This window comes from Saprospiraceae bacterium (assembly GCA_016713025.1).
Classification (GTDB): Bacteria; Bacteroidota; Bacteroidia; order Chitinophagales; family Saprospiraceae; genus OLB9.
In genome coordinates this window covers 219,991-237,783 of record JADJPZ010000004.1, presented here as the reverse complement: position 1 = coordinate 237,783, position 17,793 = coordinate 219,991, and the positions used below count along the sequence as shown (strand labels likewise).

Genomic DNA, 17,793 nt, shown 5'->3' with positions numbered 1-17,793 from the left:
TAAGTCGATATACAAATATATGCGATAACCAAAAAAAATTACATGACAGAAATCATTGGAAGATATGACAGAAATCATATCTGAAGCAAAACAAAATGTTGAGCCATTACATTTGTAATAGAGTATGGACTAAATTTTATTTTTAAAAAGACCCATCCATGAAAAACACCAAAATCTTAATCATCGGCGGATACGGTGGAGCCGGATTTCCTATAGCCCGATTGTTGCTTCAGGAGACTTCCGTCGATGTTGTGCTTGCAGGTCGCCATATAGAAAAAGGCAAAAAAGCTGCAAACCTTTTGAATTCGGAGTTTGATGGTGAACGGGTAGAGTGGCGGGTTGTGGATGCTTCTGATACCAAAAGTCTGAATTTGGCATTTGATGGTGTCGAACTGGTGGTAGTATGTTCTACGACAACTTCATATGTTGAACTAGTGGCCAAAGCTGCTATTGCAGCAAGTATTGATTATCTGGATATCCATTACCCATCTGAAGGGGTGGACATATTAAGATCTTTGGAGTCATCCATAATCGAAAAAAACAGATGCTTTATCACTCAGGCCGGATTTCATCCCGGACTGATCGCTCCATTTTTACGACTGCCTGCGCCTTACCTTGATCAATATACCAAAGCATACATAGGCATGGCTATGAATACCCGCAACATCGGAACTCCGGAGTCAGCATCAGAGATCATCGACAGTTTTGCTGATTACAAAGCGTATGTGTATAAAAACAATAGTTGGATCCTTGCCGTTGACAATGATAGCAGAAAAATCAACTTCGGTCCGGATTTTGGCATACGCACTTGCTACCCTATTTCATTTGAAGAGATGAAATCCATACCAGAACAACATCATATAAAAGAAGTCGGAGCTTATTTTGCAGGGTTCAATTGGATTGTGGACTATATTATTGTACCACTCAGTATGATGCTCGCAAAAGTCAGGAAAGGATTGGGAACCCGATTTTTAACCCGTTTACTCTTATGGGGATGTCGCACATTTTCAAAACCACCTTTCGGTGTATTATTTAAAGTAGAAGCCGAAGGTATTAAAGATGGTCACTTCAGGAAAGTAGAAATCATAGCAAGCCATGCAGATGTGTATGCATTTACAGCCATCCCTACTGTCGCCTGTATCCTTCAATACCTGGAGGGCGGTATCCGTAAGCCGGGTTTGTGGTTGATGGGACAGGTGGTAGAGCCGCAAAGACTGATAAAGGATATGGAAAGAATGGGAGTAAATGTGGTGATTGATGTAAAGGATCATAATTGATTTTATAAAAATGATCTAGAATCTCAGCCCATAACTATTTACCTACTACTTCAACATACTCATTATCTCTGAAATCGCCCTGTCCAGCTGTGGATCAACCTGGTTGAGTCTGTCTTTAAAATCCATACCTACATATATATCAGGTGCCACGCCTGCATGCTCCAGAATACTTCACTGATTTTGAGTAACTACGAAGCGACGCTGTCTTAAAGACATTAATGTCTATATAATAAAAACATAATGTATTTTTAGAAAAACTATTGTCAGCATAGAAGGTTTCCGCGAACGCTTAGATTTAAACATGCCAAAAAAATCAATACTCCTATAACAAATGCTCCATTGCAGCTAAATAAGTTTTGAGCCAAGTTTTAGTACATTATTCCTTCTCTTTTTTCGAATTTGTCTATCTTTTTTTTGAACAAATATAAAAAATTATCTGTAAAGTATTTGCATTGGATGTTTATGTGTTTTTAATTTGCTCTTTATTAATATATAATATTTTTCCTAAATTGCTGGATTATAGAACAATGTTACTGAATCATTTCAAAAGAGTCACTGTCCCCGTAAATCTTTTATTATCAAATTTTTTAGGTCCATTTGCACTCGCGGTACATATATACGTGTACACGCCCGGCTGTAATTCAATACTTCCAATCCGGAGTCCGTCCCAGTGATTGTCAATATCATCTGAAACAAACAACAGATTACCATACCTGTCGTAAATGGAAAGTTTGTATTCGGTCAGGTTATATTTTTCTGCAAGGGTGGGAAAAAACTTTTCATTCCCATTAGTAGAACGTGTGTTTATAATATTTGGGAAATAAAGAAAATCACCGTTACAGTCAAAAAAACCAACAAATACTGTATCACTCTTTGTGCATCCTGCTTCAGTCATGGTCACATAGTAGTTTCCTGAAGTGATTACCTGAATACTTTTTGCCTGAGTACCGGTACTCCATTTTGCAATTCCACCGAAATCAGGCACACTTAGTTTCAGAACCTCTCCCCTACACAAGTCTATATAATCACCTATGGCAGGATCAGGAATTGTCACCTGGCGCACGCTGACTTCAGAGAGCAGATCACACCTCCCTTTTGTAGCTGTATATTTATATGCTTTAGCTGCCGAGACCACGATATTTTGCTGGTTTGGAAAATCTGCCCACCTGATGTTGTCAAAATCACCCTGGATGGATATGGCGACATCTTTCCCTTCACAAAAATTATAATCTTTTGGACTGCTGATTTTAGGCAGTGGCAATACATTGAGATTGATGGTATCCCGTTTTTTACATTGAGAAAAGGCTGTTTCAAGCCAATAAATTCCGGTTTTATTTGCATTGATAATAGCAGCTGTATTGCCATCAGACCATAGGTATTTTACATTTGGAGTAGCTGTGATATCTCTGAGCGTCACGCTGTTGCCATCACAAAAACTGGTATCCATGCCCAAAAATGGTTTTTGTAACGAGACATAGCTGACATTGATGGTATCTGACTTACTGCAACCGTCGAGAGTTTTAGTGGCAGAATATTGTCCTGCGGCTGTGACTGTGATTTGTGGCAGAGTGGTATTGTTACTCCAAACCACAGTACCCGGTCCGCTTCCTGTATTCAGGTTCAGTGTTGTATTTTCGCACAAGATTGTATCAGCCCCAAGGTTGACAAGAGGAAGTGGTTTTACGTTTATATCTATCGTATCGGAGTATGAGCAACCATCCTTGGTTACTTTGGCAAAATATTTACCGGATGTTTGTGCAGTTATTGTTGATGATGTATTACCGTTACTCCATTGAGTTTGAGCATTGGTAACACCATGAGATAATACTGTTGAGCTCCCCTGACAAATTGAAGTGTCGTTTCCTAAGCTAAATACAGGTAGAGCTTTAAAATTGATATCAAAACTATCCCTGACAGTACATCCGTTCCATTCTATATCCACCCAATAAATCCCACTTTTAGTGAATGTGACTTTTTCTCCAATAGGAATAAAATTAGTAAAATTTGCAGGAGAAGGCGTAAGCCCTGGACTCCATTTGAAAGTGGCATTTTCGTAAACATATCCCGCACTATAAAATGGATGTCCGTCACATCTATTGATCCTCGTAATGGATTCTTCAAAGCCAATTCCAATTTTTCTTATTTCTATCGTATCAGAATAATTACATCCATTTAATGTTTTTACTGCAGAATAAGTATTTCCACTTCTCACAGTAAAGTTGTTTCCCGATGAGCCATCTTGCCATGTAGTTGTGCCAGGTTCATTACCAGTGGTCAATATCAATGTCGAACGTAAACTACATAAGGTAGTATCAGGGCCTAAGTTGAAAACCGGTAAAGGATTAAATACCAAACTGACCGAATCTCTCACCTTGCATTGATCAGAGCCCACTTCTACCCAATACAGCCCCGTATTACTCGCTGTAAAGACCTGGTTTGAGCTACCATCCTGCCATCTGATCAAAGGATAGGCTGATTGCAGATTGAGTACGATGGTATTTGGCTGGCATAATGTGGTATCACGCCCCAGATTTATAGCTTGCAGGTTGATAAAACTTATTTGTACACTATCTCTGAAGGAGCAGCCGTCTTTTGTAAATTCAAGATTGTATTTCCCATTGTTTGTGACTGAAAGTTGTTGACTGGTAGCTCCTGTACTCCATGTGTATTTTGCCAGTGGGTCATTGATCAGCGGGTTTATTGTAAATGCATTCTGATTGCATAGAGATGTGTCTTTAGGCAGAATTTTTCCAATATCCTGTCCTTTTGTGACCGTAATGGTATCGATCACCTTGCATGAATTCGCAAAAGTTACAGTAACGGCATAGTTGCCGGTATTTTGTGCGTTTAGAGTTGCAGCTGTACTTCCATTGCTCCACCTGTATGTCTCTGTAGGAGTGAAGCTGTTGGCATCTAACACTACTCCATTCATACCCGGGCAAATGAGGCGGTCAGGTCCCAGAAAACCTACACTTTCAGTGATAGATGTCACTCCCGGAAATGTCCAGTTTTCATTGCTGTTATTGATGTTGGTACTGTAAGGACCTGCGTTAAAAATGGCACCACCTATACCTCTCATATCCTTCATTTGTACAAAGTCCATGTTGATACTTGCTGAAGCCGGCATAGATATGATGCCTTTTTGCCCGGAGATGGAGCTAAAAATACTGATAGGATTACAGTTGTTGCCTCGGGCTTGCAGATGTTTATTTATGGTCTGGGTATATGTTGCGGCATAGTTGTATGATTTGCCGGCAGATAGGATAAGTGTATCAAGAGTCAAAGCACCAATATTATTGATGTTCTGAAAATTAATGAATTTCCCATCACCTCGCAGGATTAATTTGCGGATAGAAGTATTTTGATAGGAAGCAATGTCGGCAGTTCCGGTAATACTGGAAGCGATAATTTCCCCAAACTTACACTCAGGTGAATTTATAGCCATAGCTGTAGAATTATTAGAAAGGTTTATCCTGGAACTATCACCTTCTAATTTTAAGAATCTGTAACAACTCAGGGGTTCATTGTATTGTTGGTTTGAACCTTTAATCTCGACATTAGACGTCCTGAATTTGATCAAAGGTTTTTTCCTGATACCAAAGTTTCCAAAATAACATTTAAACCCAACAACCATATCAAAACCATCTGTATTAAATACGCCGTCAGTACATCTGAGATCATATTCTATGTGAATGGGTGACAATAATTTTACTTCTGATTTGCCTCCAATGGTAAAGTATTCGAACTTAATACTAGGGGCAAATACAGTTTGAACGCCAGTATGGTTATGAAATTCTGTTCTAAAGATATTATAGTTAATAGCCTGGTTTATAGACAGATTGCCATAAATTTTTAAAATGTTGAGTGTCAAAGATCCTGTAAAGCCGGGGACATTGAAAGTCAGATTTTTGCAGAATGCCACAAGGTTAGCATTTCTGCCGTATGTGACAAAATCAGTATTTGAATTGAAAGATCTTGCGTCAAAAATGACATCATCATTTTCGGTCGGAATACATTCGCCACCAGGGCCGCCTGAAGTCAACGACCAGTGGATTTGTTCATCCCAATCACCTGAACCGCCTACCCAATATAACGTTCGCCCTGTAGTATTACTGAATTGCCATCCTATGTTACCGCCTCTGTCAATAGACTGAGAAAGTACAACAGGCACAGATCCCTGAACAACTATATCTGACAATGAAAATCTGGTAAAGGTATGAGGCTTGGACAATATTATGGTTGGGTTGAAGTTATTATCAGAATTTAGCCATTCTGTCATGCTCATGTTTACATACGAATTACATGGGTTATTGGCTATAATATTGTTGACAGTGAGTTTGGCCTGATTGCCAAAATTAATTTCCTGTCCACCTGTCACAGTCAATGAATCAATCGTGGATTGTAGATTGATTTCTGCACTCTTTAATATTTTAAAATGATTGATGTTTACCTTATGAGAAAACCAACTATTAGAAATATAAAAATGGGAACAACCTGATGTAATATTATGAAAACTGATATCGGCTTGTCCACCGATATACATACCACTACAACCACTATTTCTGAAGTGGATATGAGACTTTCCGGGATCTAGCTGAAGGCTGACTGCGTTCATATTAAATGTGGCACAGAAGTTATTTCTGACCTCGAAGTTTAACTCAGAATTTTTTAATTCCATAGCTCTGCTTGTAGTAAAATCAGCATAGAATCTGTTATAGTTACAGCTAATATTTTCAAAAACAAGTTTGCCCGATCTTAAATAGTTTATCTTTTCAACATAAATATCATCCATCAATCTCCAAATGCCTGCAGGGTTATTGAAAATAAGATCAGCATTAAATTTTTTACCTGCAACTTTTAAAGTATGCTGTCCCGTGCCGATAAAAAAAACATCTCCTTTGTAATCTTGCTTCATGGGAGCAGAAAACTCTAACGAACCGTTGATATTCAGCCTTATAGAATCTCTTCCAGCCATGGTTGCATCTTGTCTGACATTGGATGTCCAGGTCATATTTTTACAAAAGGAATTTAGCGTATTTAAAGTGACTATTTGTCCGTTTGCATTGAAGGAATTTGCGTCAAATACTACATCATCTATGAGGGAAGGCAGGCAACCACTTGGTACGCCGCCACTTGTCAAAGACCAGTTAGCAGGATTGCTCCAGTTGCCCGTACGACCTATCCAGTACAGGGTCTGACTATTTTTTTCTGTGATGGTTATACCAGAATTATTGCCAAGGTTGATTGAGTTATTTGCTGTTGCCGGAGCACCTGACAACTTCATGTCCTGCAAAACGGTAAATGCAAGATTTGTGGGTGCAGTAAGATTGATAGATGCAGGCATGCCTACCGGATTAGTATTTAAACTTGCCATGGACGAACATGTACCTGTAGAGATAATTGAATTTATAGAATATACACCACCACCCAAAAGAGTATAATCAAATCCTGGTGTAAGAATCAGATTTTGTGCGGTCAGTGAAGAATTGATTACACCATCATGTCTGATGTCCAGATCACCATTGATGGTTAATCTTGCCAACTGCTGGTCATTAAGTATCATGGTAGTGCCAACAGCTGAAGATGCCAAAATTTGGGGTAATACAATATTGCCATTGCTATGGACAAATATATGATTAAAAGGACTGGTCAATTCCATTCTTGCACCATTGGATGTTGATGTCCAATTGGTAGTATTTATATGTACTGTGAATTTATTGTTTGGGTCTTGTAACCAAAAAATATTTGGATATACTGAAGTTCCTGTTACCCTTATTGAAGCATTATCAAAACTGATAAGCTTTGGCAATGTGCTATTTGATTTAAAAAACTGAGTAGTGACCTGGTTATTTCCAAAAGAAATATTTCCTTGATTTATTTCCAGCAAATTTCCTACAATCAGATTGCTCATCAAGCTCCAGTTGCCGGAGCCATTAAACATCACATTGGAACCCGCATTGTGATTTGCAAAATTAATGGTTCTCGCTGTGGTCGTCCCCAGAAAGTGGATGTTGCCTCCAAACTGGAAGGTCATTTGCGGTATCAGTGTCAGATTTCCATAGATATTTAAAGTGGTATTTGCTCCGGCTCTAAATGTTGGGTTTGTAGTGATATTTCTGAAAGTCAGATTTAATGCAAAAGCTATATCATTGTTTATAGTGAGTATTGCACCGGAACCGGGAAATGAATTTTCATCGAAGATGACATTGTCTGCGGCTGAAGGTGTCACAGCGTATTTTACATTACCACCGGATGCTGTGGCCCAATGGCTTATTTCAGACCAGTCGCCTGATCCTCCGACCCAAAAATAATCTGCTGAATTTCCCTGATAATGAAAAAATAAAAAAATGCAAGTAGCCAGAAAATAAAATATTTTCATTTCAATTGGTTAATTGGTTCAAAATTATAGTATTCTGACCAAATGGAAATAAAAAAATTATAAAAAAGTTTTAAAATCCAGTATTTCCCTGAATGATTGTAATTTTTTTTTACTGATGAAAGGACTCTAAAAACTCCTTCTATCGACTCCGGGTGACAAAATTTTATTTTATAAATGTTGTTCAGAATTAGAATAGGTATAGCAGGGTTTATCACAAAACACTTTAAACCATCTCCAACACGTTTGCAGCTTTTCCTTCCAGAGATGATTTGCCTGATAAAAACTCATCTACAGCTCTCGCAGCTTCTCTGCCTTCTGAAATAGCCCATACTACCAGAGACTGACCTCTGCGCATATCTCCGGCGGCAAAGACATGTGGAATATTTGTTTGATAATTTTGAGTCTGTACATTGCCCCTGGCATCCAGTTGTACACCAAGCTGATCAATCATGCCTTCTTTCTGAGGAAACAAAAATCCGGCTGCAATAAATACCGCATCACATTCCAGTATTCTGGTCGTTTCTGACAATTCTCTGAATCCATAATTGCCTGTTTCCGAGTTTATTTCCCAGACTATATCTACGATTTCAATACCTGTAAGGATACCTTCTTCATTTTTTACAAACTGTTTGGTCTGGATGGACCATTCTCTCTGACAACCCTCTTCGTGTGAAGTTGATGACCGCAGTATCATGGGCCAGAGTGGCCATGGATCTTTCATAGTTCTTGATGTACCGGGTTTAGTAAGTAGTTCTATTTGTGTGACTGATGCTGCACCTTGTCTGTTGGAAGTACCTACACAGTCCGCACCAGTATCTCCTCCGCCGATGACGACGACTTTTTTGCCTTTGACATAAATATCCGGCAATTTTTCTAAGCCTTTATCTACGTATTTATTCGATTTTTCGAGAAAATCCATGGCGAAATATACACCTTTTGCATCCCTGCCAGGTATATTGAGATCTCTGGGAATAGTACTTCCGCTGGTGAGAACGATGGCATCGTTTTGGGCTTCGATTTGCTTTATATCAGTATTCACACCTACATTGGCATTGCATACGAATGTGATTCCCGATGCTTCCATTTGTTTGACCCTACGATCTACCACCCATTTTTCGAGTTTAAAATCAGGGATGCCATATCGGAGTAGCCCTCCGGGTTTTTCATTTCTTTCGTACACCGTGACTCGGTGGCCAGCTTTATTGAGCTGCGATGCAGCGGCCAATCCTGCTGGCCCCGATCCGATGACGGCAATTGATTTGCCTGATTCTACCCTAAAATTATTGGCTTTTACCCAGCCGTGAGCATATGCATGCTCGATGATTTGTTTTTCGATATTTTCTATGGTCACCGGAAGGTTGTTTATGCCCAATACACAAGCTGCTTCGCATGGTGCCGGACAAATTCTTCCCGTAAACTCCGGAAAATTATTGGTCTCCGAAAGAATTTGATAAGCTTTGTGCCAATCTTCTTTGTATACAGCGTCATTGAAGTCGGGAATAATATTACCCAACGGGCATCCACTATGACAAAAAGGAACACCGCAGTCCATGCATCTTGCAGCCTGAGTATGAATAAAGCTATCTTCCGTTTTATTATATATCTCCTTATAATCCTGCAAACGTTCATTTACCATTCTTGATGAGGGTACTTCTCTGTTATACTTCTGAAAGCCTTTTGGATCAGCCATATTTTATTTTTTTTTATCTGGTATGATTATACTGCACTATTAAAAACCATATCTGGTGGCAGCCACTTTTTTAGATTTTGGTATAAAACCGGGGTCTTTTCTTTTTTCGAGTACAGCTTTATACTCTACTGGCATTATTTTATTGAACTTTCTCTTCAGAGTATTCCAATGAGTTAGTATTTCAAGAGCTTGAGCAGAACCTGTGTATCTGAAATGATCTCTCAGTTGTTCTTTAAGGATGTGCTCATCGTGTGGTGTCATATCATCAATGATGACCATCTCCCGATTGAGTACAATGTTCAGATTTTCAGCCTGATCATAGACATAGGCTACACCTCCGCTCATGCCTGCTGCAAAATTCCTACCCACACTACCTAATATGGTCACCATACCGCCCGTCATGTATTCACAGGCATTGTCCCCTACCCCTTCTACTATGGCAGATGCACCGCTGTTACGTACCGCAAATCGCTGGCCTGCCCGCCCTTTTATAAATACTTCTCCGGATGTTGCACCAAATAGTGCTACATTACCTACAATGATGTTTTCCTGCGGATCACCTGAAAAATCCCTGTCTGGGGTGATGATCAGGGTTGCACCACTTAAGCCTTTGCCGAAGTAGTCATTGGCCTCGCCTTCGAGTATAAAGTGAAGGCCTTTGATCCCGAATCCACCAAATGTTTGTCCCGCAGATCCTTTAAATCTGAAATCCAAAGATCCATGTGGTAAACCAGACGCCCCATATTTTTTAGCAATATGACTTGACAGCATGGTTCCTACTGCCCTATTGATACTTTTTATTGGAAAAGTGCTGTTGATAGCAATTTTGTCTTTTATAGCAAGAGAAGCATATTCTATCAATTTGTGGTCAAGTACATCATCTATGCCATGATCCTGTGGGATGGATTTGTATAAAGTGTGGCCCTCAGTATTTTTCTGTTGATGGAGCAATGGTCCCAAGTCCAGATTTCTGTATTTCCAGTACTTATTGCTCAGATCATAATTCAACATATCCGATCTGCCCACCATCTCATCTACGGAACGGAATCCAAGTTCAGCCATAATTTCACGTAAATCATTAGCTAAAAATGTGAAGTAATTTATAAGATATTCAACTTTTCCATCAAATTTTGCCCTTAAAGACTCATCTTGTGTAGCTATACCCACCGGGCATGTATTGACATGACACTTTCTCATCAGTATACAGCCACTTACCACCAATGCCGCTGTAGCGATGCCCCACTCTTCTGCACCGAGCATCGTGGCAATAGCCATATCTCTGCCTGTCCTGATTTGCCCGTCTGTCTGTAATGTCACTCTGTCTCTGAGTCTGTTCCTGACAAGTACCTGATGTGTCTCCGCCAGACCCAATTCCCAAGGTATACCGGCATGCATGATAGATGATAGCGGTGAAGCCCCTGTACCACCATCAAATCCCGAAATGAGGATATGGTCCGCATGGGCTTTTGCTACTCCGGAAGCTATGATGCCTACACCAGCCTTGGCCACCAGCTTTACGCTGATTCTTGCAGTTGGATTGGCATTTTTCAAATCAAAATAAGCTGCGCCAAATCTTCAATGGAATATATGTCGTGATGCGGAGGTGGAGATATGAGGCCTACCCCTTCTGTAGAATGTCTGATACGGGCGATAGTGGCATCTACTTTATGTCCGGGCAACTGCCCACCTTCGCCTGGTTTGGCCCCCTGGGCTATTTTGATTTGTATTTCGTCGGCATTATTCAGATATTCTATTGTTACTCCAAATCTGCCGGATGCCACTTGTTTTATAGCAGAACGAACAGAATCACCGTTAGGGAGTGGTTTATATCTTTCAGCATCTTCGCCACCTTCGCCACTATTACTTTTGCCACCGATTTTGTTCATCGCAATGGCGAGGGTAGTGTGTGCTTCTGCAGATATTGAACCAAAAGACATCGCACCTGTTGCAAACCTTTTCATGATATTTTCTGCAGGCTCGACCTGATCCAATGGAATGGATACACCTTTCTTAAAATCCAGCAAACTACGGAGGGTACAAGCTCTTTCTGACTGGTTATTGACCTCGGATGTATATTTTTTGAATAACTCATAGTTTCCTGTCTTGGTGGAATGCTGGAGTAGATGCACAGATGTAGGGTTAAAGAGGTGGAATTCACCTCTTTGTTTCCACTGATACCTTCCTGATTCCGGAAGGTTTGTATCTAAGTTGCTGAATGCAAGATGATGTTTGTGAAGTTGTTCCTTTGCCAGCATTTCAAAAGTCATACCACCTATTCTCGATACAGCACCTTTGAAACATACGTCCATAACTTCTTTATGTATACCCAAAGCTTCAAATGTCTGCGCTGCTTTATATGAATTGACTGTAGATATTCCCAGCTTTGACATAATCTTAAGTAATCCGGAATCCAGTGCTTTAATAAAATTTTTCTTTGCTGTATAGATGTCTTTTCCCTTCTGCAAAGCATATGAGTGTACACTTTCCAACGCCAATGACGGATATACTGCGTCTGCACCGAATGACAACAGACATGCTACATGATGTGCCTCAATGATATCAAGGCCATTAACTACTATCGATGCTCTCCTTCTCAATCCGGCATTGATCAGGTGGTGATGTACTGCGCCTACAGCCATCATCGACGGCACTGCTGCCTTGGCTATGGATATAGATGTATTGTCCAGAATAATTATTGTACTTCCGTTTTTTATCTTTTCTTCAGTATCCAAGCAAATCTTTTGAATGGCCTTCTGAAGGTTCTCCAGGTTTGCAATATCAAATAATGCTTCTACTCTCCCAAGTTTAAATTCATCAGAGTGTACAGACAACAATTTAAGAAAATCATCATCAGAAAAAACCGGTCCTTTGAGTTGAATTTGTTTAGTGTTTTCAGGTTTGACATGCAGGATGTCTCCCAAATTGCCCAAATAACATTGCAAGGTCATGAAGAATTTTTCCCTTAAAGGATCGATGGGAGGATTAGTGACCTGAGCAAACTCTTGTTTGAAATAATTATATATAGGTTGAGCTTGTTTTGACAGCACCGCCAATGGTATGTCTGAACCCATAGAATTAATAGGTTCATATCCTGTGTCTGCCATAGAAACGAGCAAAATTTCCTGATCTTCTTCTGTATAACCTGCTGCCATTTCTCGCTGGGTAAGTGGTAATTCCAAAACCAAAACCTTCACACCATCTTGTATCTCTATGGATTCTAATTTGAGCCTGAATTGATCATTCCATTTACTATAAGGATGCCGCTTACATATTATTTCCTTCAACTCATCATCACCGACTATTCTGCCGGCATCAAGATCTGCAATAAGAATTTTTCCGGGAGCCAGATTGCCCTTATATATAACTTTGTCCTGTGGTAAATCCAGCACACCTGATTCGGATCCGAGTATGATTCTATCATCACTTGTCACACAATATTTTGATGGACGTAAACCATTTCTGTCCACTGTCGCACCTACCACTATACCATCGGAGAAACAAATCGATGCAGGTCCATCCCACGGTTCCATCAGGGGTTCAAAGTGACTGTAAAAATCTTTCTTATACGCGTCCATGCCATTGTCATTCTGAAATGCTTCAGGGACCATCATCATCAATGCATGAGGCATGCTATAACCATTCCTGAACAAAAACTCCAATACAGCATCAAAATTTCCGGAATCAGAAAGTGTATCGCTGCACACAGGTAACAGATGCTTAAAATCATTTTGGCTGTACATGTCAGAAACAAGATCTTTTTCTCTGGCCGTCCACCAGTTGACATTGCCCTGGACTGTATTGATCTCCCCATTGTGAGCAATGCATCTGAAAGGCTGAGCAAGTTTCCATCTCGGTACGGTGTTGGTTGAAAATCTTGAGTGCACCAGAGCGATGGCTGAAGTGAATTGAGTATCCTGTAAATCTTTAAAATATGACCTGATCTGTATCGCTCTGAGTTGTCCTTTATATATTATAGTCTGAGAAGAAAAGGATGGAAAGTAAAATACTTCCTTAAGTTGAGGGTAGTGTTGAATTACTACACGGACAATGTGGTTTCTGATCACATATAGCTTTCTCTCCAAATCGTGGCGAACGACCTTAACATCATCAGGTGCCACAAACAGTTGAATCATATCAGGCTCTGTATCTAATGCACCTTGCCCGAGCATACTATTGTCTGTTGGTACTTCCCTTGTAAACAGCAATCTGAAATGATGAGACCCAAGGATTTCACTGATGAGCTGAATTATGTGTTTTTTTTGAATATCATCTTTGGGAATAAAAGTAAACCCTACAGCATAATGTCCATCTTCCGGTAGTGTCTGACCGATTTTTTCAGCATAATTCCTAAAAAATATGTACGGAATCTGTGTCAAAATCCCAGCTCCGTCTCCTGTATTTTCTTCACATCCACATGCTCCACGGTGCTCCATATTTTCAAGCATAGTCAGTGCATCACTTACGATACTATAAGATTTATCACCCTGAAGATGGGCTATCAATCCTATACCGCAAGCATCCTTTTCCAGCTGAGGTAAATACAGTCCCTGGTCATTTTCAACAGATTGCATACAACGATTTTATATTATGATTTTAGAATTTTATTTTGCAATTATACAATTGGAAGACAATATTATATTATATTTACCGAACAGAAACCATCAATTGAGCTTCTAATGTTATTTTCAAAAATTAAAAATTTGTTACAAATCATTGTAATTCAGCTTTTTATTTAAAATTTTATTGTTATGCCCATCTCGCAGTCAGATCAACTATTCCAACTAGTAAAATCCCTGACAAAAGCTGAAAAGAGGAATTTTACTTTTTATACATCAAGAATACAGGATAGTGATTCATTGAAGTACATGCAATTGTTTGAGATGATTGACAAACAAAAAGATGTCAATGATAATCTCATTCTCGGCAAGCTCAAAGGCGTCGATAAAAACCAATACTCCAATCTGAAACGACACCTTTATAAACAACTGATGATGAGTCTCAGGATGATACATATTCAGAAAAAAACAGATATTCAACTCCGTGAGTATCTGGATTATGCTGACATATTGTACGGCAAAGGACTCTACCTTCAAGCCTTGAAAATACTTGATAAAGCAAAAATTCTTGCAGAAAAATCAGACAATAATATCCTCCATCTTTCAATATTTGAAACTGAAAAAAATATCGAGTCAAGGCACATAACACGCAGCGGTCCGGAAATGGTACCGGAACTGATAGCAAAATGTGATGAAAAGATCCAACAAATAGACAACATAGCCCGACTTTCAAATATCAGAATACTTCTCCACAGCCATTATGTCAAAAATGGTCATGTAAAAAATGTAGATGAACTCAATGACTTCATGTACAGGTACAAATGGCTGATGGAATACAATACTAAAGAGGGTGTGGCCTACCATGAAAAAATTTATTTGTATCAATCTCTCGTATGGCTTTATTACATATGCTTAGATTTTGAAAATTGTCTGATCAATGCAGAAAAGTGGGTAGAACTTTTTGACAATACGCCACATCTGATTGATGATGATCCTGATCTGTACATGAGAGGATATCACTATCTGCTCACTTGTACCTACAATTTGCGCATCATCGATAAATATGACAAGTACATGGATGAACTGGAAAAATACAGAACAGACAACTATGCAACTTTTAATAATAACACTCAGATCATATCATTCCTATATGTGCATTATGGAAGACTGAATTACCATTTTCTCCATGAGTCCTACAAAGAAGGACTGCAGGTCATACCCTCTACCTTAAAACGAATTCAAAGGTATAAGCTTAAGCTGGATGCCCACAGAATATTGGTTTTCTACTTCAAAATCGCATGGATGCATCTGATGGCAGGTGATCACTCCACAGCTTTAAAATACCTGAACCTTATCTTTCAAATGGAAGTCGGATCCTTAAGAGAAGACATTCAGGGCTATAGTCAGCTTATGTTTTTAATGGCCCACTTTGATGCAGGCAATGATCATATCATGGAATATCTTATCAAAGGAGCCAAGCAGTTTTTCAATAAAATGGAAGAAAAGAATAAACTACAGAAGACTACATTAAAGTTTTTTCAAAAAATAACCCAAGCACCTGTCAACGAAAGAAAAAAGATGTTAAAAGAGTTTGATCTCGAATTGATAGCATTAGAATCTGATGTTTTTGAGCGGAGATCTATACTTTATTTAGATATTAGGGCTTGGATAGTAAAGAAATTGTAGTGATACAGGTACCTTAAGACAGTGAAAGATTGCTTTTTACAGCAAAAAATACAATATTCACCCCATCATCAAAATTCATCGTTTAACTTATTGCACTTTTGTTTATGCTCTTCACTACCCTCGTTCCCTTAGGGACGACCCACCCATTATTACTAAAAGCAACACGTGTATCACGTTTGCAGTGCTGTTCACTTCTAGTTGTCATCAAAAAAGTGAAATATGTTATACACACTCAATATTCAAACATGCTCCAATTGATGATTTTTATTGTACCTTTGCGTCCGATTTTTCAGAAACATAATTCATGGCGATCGTATATCTTACAAGGGTTGAAAAATTTAATGCCGCTCATAAGCTGTGGATCAGTGAGTGGACGGAAGAAGAAAATTTTTCATACTTTGGAAAATGTGCCAACAAAAACTGGCACGGACATAATTATACCCTATATGTTACCGTCAAAGGAACTCCTGATCCCTTGATTGGTTTTGTGCATGATGCTAAAAAGCTCAGTAAGATCATAAGAGAAGTCATAACTGACAAACTCGACCATTCCAATCTCAATCTCGATACAGACTTTTTGCCCGCAGGAATGATGCCTACTACAGAAAATATGACTCTTCTCATTTGGCAACAACTCGAACCACATATCAAAGGTTGTACCTTGCATTGTGTAAAACTGCAGGAAACGGATACAATCTATGCAGAATATTATGGTGAAAAATAAAATTAGATGGCATACAAAAAACAAGACCATTACGATCCCCGGATAACTGAATCCATAAGAAAAAGTTATACAAATATCCTGCAACAGATAGGTGAAAATCCTGATCGTGAAGGACTTCATAAAACACCTGAAAGAGCAGCAAAAGCGTTTCAGTTTTTGACACAAGGTTATCAGCAAAGTGCTTCTGACATATTGAATTCAGCTCTCTTTAAGGAAGATTACAGTGAAATGGTCGTAGTCAAAGATATAGAAGTATACTCCATGTGTGAACATCATCTCCTACCTTTTTACGGCAAAGCACACATAGCATACATACCAAACGGCTATGTAGTTGGGTTGAGCAAAATTCCTCGCGTGGTAGATGTTTTTGCCAGAAGACTGCAGGTTCAGGAAAGAATGACACATGAAATCCTGCACTCCATAGACGACACCCTCAAACCTCTGGGCGTAGCTGTTGTAATAGAAGCAGCTCATATGTGTATGATGATGCGAGGTGTACAAAAACAAAATTCAGTTACCACAACATCTGCATTTACCGGTGCGTTTAGAAATATAGAGACACGAAATGAGTTTTTAAGTTTAATTACAGCAAAATTGAGATAAAATGAGAGCCATAGTTTTTCCTGGACAGGGGGCACAGTTTGAAGGTATGGGCAAAGACTTGTATGAATCCAGTGAAAAAGCCAGAGATATCTTTATGCGGGCAGATGAAATAGTCGGATTTGCCCTTTCTGGCATCATGTTTAATGGTACTGCTGAAGATTTAAAACAAACCAAAGTGACCCAGCCAGCCTTATTTGTACACTCCATAGCCACGCTTTCGGCCAAAGACCATAAAAAGCCGGACGCAGTAGCTGGGCACTCACTTAGAGAATTTACTGCATTGGTGGCAAATGGCACTCTCAGTTTTGATGACGGCCTTAGATTGGTTTATAAAAGGGCTATGGCTATGCAGGCAGCTTGTGAAGCCATACCCGGCACGATGGCAGCTATATTGGGCCTTGACAATGACGTGGTGGAAAATATTTGTCACAGTGTGGACGAAATAGTAGTCGCCGCCAATTTTAATTGCCCGGGCCAATTAGTGATTTCAGGTAGCATACCTGGTGTTGAACAGGCGATGCAAAAACTGACTGAAGCCGGTGCTAAACGAGCTATCCGACTTGAAGTGGGAGGTGCATTTCATAGCCCATTGATGGAGCCAGCCAGAGTAGAACTGGAAGAAGCCATTATGAATACTCATTTCAGTACACCTGCTTGTCCGGTTTATCAGAATGTCACAGCTCAGGCGGAAACGGATCCTGAGATTATAAAGTTAAACCTGATTGCCCAACTCACCGGAGCTGTAAAATGGACTCAAACCATAGAAAATATGATCAAAAATGGTATCACTACCTTTATTGAAGCGGGAGGTTCCGGAAAGATATTGTCAGGTCTTATCAAAAAAGTAGATCGTAATACTGAAACAATCACCCTTTAAT

At 39.4% G+C, this 17,793-nt stretch carries 8 protein-coding genes and 1 pseudogene; 5 read left to right on the top strand and 4 right to left on the bottom strand.

What is annotated here, in order from left to right; genetic code table 11:
* The first annotated feature begins 158 nt into the window (after window positions 1-158).
* Window positions 159-1,277 carry a saccharopine dehydrogenase NADP-binding domain-containing protein gene (locus tag IPK35_07505; protein ID MBK8053103.1) on the top strand — a complete coding sequence of 373 codons (1,119 nt, stop codon included), beginning with the start codon at window positions 159-161 and terminating at the stop codon, window positions 1,275-1,277.
* A gap of 538 nt (window positions 1,278-1,815) precedes the next feature.
* Here the strand turns inward: IPK35_07505 and IPK35_07500 are convergent.
* The 4 genes and pseudogenes from IPK35_07500 to IPK35_07485 all read right to left on the bottom strand — a co-directional run bounded on the left by IPK35_07500 (window position 1,816) and on the right by IPK35_07485 (window position 14,909).
* On the bottom strand, window positions 1,816-7,656 hold the full coding sequence (locus tag IPK35_07500; protein ID MBK8053102.1) for a gliding motility-associated C-terminal domain-containing protein: 5,841 nt from the start codon (window positions 7,654-7,656) through the stop codon (window positions 1,816-1,818).
* Window positions 7,657-7,879: 223 nt separating this feature from the next.
* A complete protein-coding gene (locus IPK35_07495) occupies window positions 7,880-9,346 on the bottom strand; it encodes a glutamate synthase subunit beta (protein ID MBK8053101.1) in 1,467 nt (488 codons plus the stop codon).
* Between the two features lie 39 nt (window positions 9,347-9,385).
* Window positions 9,386-13,917, bottom strand: a pseudogene (gene gltB, locus IPK35_07490) (glutamate synthase large subunit).
* An 887-nt stretch (window positions 13,918-14,804) separates the two neighbouring features.
* On the bottom strand, window positions 14,805-14,909 hold the full coding sequence (locus IPK35_07485; protein ID MBK8053100.1) for a hypothetical protein: 105 nt from the start codon (window positions 14,907-14,909) through the stop codon (window positions 14,805-14,807).
* Here IPK35_07485 and IPK35_07480 point away from each other — a divergent pair.
* The 4 genes from IPK35_07480 to fabD all read left to right on the top strand — a co-directional run bounded on the left by IPK35_07480 (window position 14,908) and on the right by fabD (window position 17,792).
* The gene (locus IPK35_07480; GenBank protein MBK8053099.1) at window positions 14,908-15,588 is read left to right on the top strand and encodes a hypothetical protein; all 681 of its coding nucleotides are present in this window, start codon (window positions 14,908-14,910) and stop codon (window positions 15,586-15,588) included. The two genes, IPK35_07485 and IPK35_07480, sit on opposite strands and share 2 nt — an antisense overlap.
* A gap of 310 nt (window positions 15,589-15,898) precedes the next feature.
* Complete coding sequence (locus IPK35_07475; GenBank protein MBK8053098.1) at window positions 15,899-16,312, top strand: 6-carboxytetrahydropterin synthase; 414 nt, start codon at window positions 15,899-15,901, stop codon at window positions 16,310-16,312.
* A gap of 6 nt (window positions 16,313-16,318) precedes the next feature.
* A complete protein-coding gene (gene folE, locus IPK35_07470) occupies window positions 16,319-16,915 on the top strand; it encodes a GTP cyclohydrolase I FolE (protein ID MBK8053097.1) in 597 nt (198 codons plus the stop codon).
* Between the two features lies 1 nt (window position 16,916).
* Window positions 16,917-17,792 carry an ACP S-malonyltransferase gene (fabD, locus tag IPK35_07465; GenBank protein MBK8053096.1) on the top strand — a complete coding sequence of 292 codons (876 nt, stop codon included), beginning with the start codon at window positions 16,917-16,919 and terminating at the stop codon, window positions 17,790-17,792.
* The last annotated feature ends 1 nt before the right edge of the window (window position 17,793 follow it).

Bases quoted from the DNA above. Each gene is read 5' to 3' on its own strand.
- folE (MBK8053097.1), top strand. From the start codon at position 16,319: ATGGCATACAAAAAACAAGACCATTACGATCCCCGGATAACTGAATCC.
- IPK35_07495 (MBK8053101.1), bottom strand. From the start codon at position 9,346: ATGGCTGATCCAAAAGGCTTTCAGAAGTATAACAGAGAAGTACCCTCA.
- fabD (MBK8053096.1), top strand. From the start codon at position 16,917: ATGAGAGCCATAGTTTTTCCTGGACAGGGGGCACAGTTTGAAGGTATG.
- IPK35_07500 (MBK8053102.1), bottom strand. From the start codon at position 7,656: ATGAAAATATTTTATTTTCTGGCTACTTGCATTTTTTTATTTTTTCAT.
- IPK35_07485 (MBK8053100.1), bottom strand. From the start codon at position 14,909: ATGTACAGATCAGGATCATCATCAATCAGATGTGGCGTATTGTCAAAA.
- IPK35_07480 (MBK8053099.1), top strand. From the start codon at position 14,908: ATGAGAGGATATCACTATCTGCTCACTTGTACCTACAATTTGCGCATC.
- IPK35_07505 (MBK8053103.1), top strand. From the start codon at position 159: ATGAAAAACACCAAAATCTTAATCATCGGCGGATACGGTGGAGCCGGA.